At 53.6% G+C, this 1356-nt stretch carries 3 protein-coding genes; 1 reads left to right on the forward strand and 2 read right to left on the reverse strand.

Going from position 1 to position 1356, the window contains the following annotated elements; genetic code table 11:
* Window positions 1-393, forward strand: a 393-nt coding sequence (locus K359_RS63945) for a hypothetical protein (RefSeq protein WP_198031304.1), incomplete at its 5' end; no start/stop codon positions are given.
* Window positions 394-425: 32 nt separating this feature from the next.
* Here K359_RS63945 and K359_RS65645 read toward each other — a convergent pair.
* Entirely contained in the window at window positions 426-1004 is a 579-nt protein-coding gene (locus tag K359_RS65645) for a transposase DNA-binding-containing protein (RefSeq protein ID WP_029085266.1), read from the reverse strand.
* An 81-nt stretch (window positions 1005-1085) separates the two neighbouring features.
* Window positions 1086-1356 (reverse strand): hypothetical protein (locus tag K359_RS64145; protein WP_035978600.1); only part of this gene is annotated, 271 nt, incomplete at its 5' end.

The raw sequence follows: 1356 nt of genomic DNA on the forward strand, positions 1-1356 counted from the left end.
ATCGGTCAGGAGTTTCCATTCAATCTTCTTTCTGTTCTTTGGCGCTCCTCTTTCATCAGCGTGGATCACTGTCAAAGTCAAAGCTGGATACCGCGACTGCTTGCCTATCGGTGGCAGAATACGGATTTTACGATACCGGATTTCAAGAACAGCCTGGTCTGGATTGCCCTTGCTATCCTGGACTTCGATCCGGTGGAGACCTTTGACCACGACCTCGTCCATTATCGTTGCAACGGTATGATCGCCATCGCCTGCCAGGCGATTGACACAGGTCTTTACCAAGAAATGCGTTCCAACCTCTTGGGCGGCGCAAAACAATTCATAAATATCGGCCTCACGATCACCGATATGGATGCACTGCGATGGCTTCTCGAAGCTCGGTGGATTGTTTGAGGTTCTCCAACCACCGAATGCTCTCCTTGGTTTCAATGGGGATCCGTGTCAGGTTGACCTCGCGCCTGAGCGCAGCGACCCCTCTGAATTTCTTTCTGGTCCAGAACTTCACAGCGCTGAGCCCCAGTGGAAGCCCCTCGAGGGGCACCGCAAGGCTCGAATGCATCAATATTCCGCATGTCGTGTAACGTTTGGGGTTTCCCGTCCAATCTTCGAGAGTTGCTTTTGGGGATGCGCTTAATCATCCCGATCAGATCCGGGCGCTCCCTTTGATAGCTGAATTCGGTCGTATCATGCAGGACAAGAACAGGCCCCTTCGCAGCCGCGATACGTTCCCGCGTCGCTTTAAAATGACCAGACAGGATATCGGCCTCGCCTACTCGTTCATTGGAGAAGAAACGATAGGCCGCCTTGGTATTCGCCCAGTCTTGGCAAACCATCGGGATGCTCTGTCCGATGTCTCCACCAATCTGCTTCAGCAGCATACGAAATCTCTCGCCAAGTCGAGCGTCCTGGAATTCGCACAGCGCAGCTTCACGGTCAAACCAAGTCACAACGTCAGACGCCAACCGATGCGCCTTCTCATCCCGGGCGGGTGAAGTCAGTCCCATAGAGCACCTCTTCTCGAATCAGGTGCCCATCAAAGAATCACAAGCGATTCTGGCGACTCAAGTTTTTCGGCTCAGTGCACCTCAAAAGATGTGGGTAATCGTAAGCTTCGTCGTATGCGTACGGTCCCCGTCGACACGCTGAGTTCGGAAGCAGTACGCATAGCGGTGCAGCGCGTGATCGAACGTCGACCGAAAAACGACATTGATTATCATTACGATAGGATGATCCGTCTGCCGGGAATCTGACAAAGGGACGTACCATGAAACGAGCTGTGCTCGTCTCGATCGGAACACGAAGGCTGCGCCGCTGAACGGGTCGAGACGAAGCATCTCCTGCACCTTCGCCGCAAGC

This window comes from Bradyrhizobium sp. th-b2 (assembly GCF_000426785.1).
GTDB classification, from domain to species: Bacteria; Pseudomonadota; Alphaproteobacteria; order Rhizobiales; family Xanthobacteraceae; genus Bradyrhizobium; species Bradyrhizobium septentrionale.

Bases quoted from the DNA above. Each gene is read 5' to 3' on its own strand.
- K359_RS65645 (WP_029085266.1), bottom strand. From the start codon at position 1,004: ATGGGACTGACTTCACCCGCCCGGGATGAGAAGGCGCATCGGTTGGCG.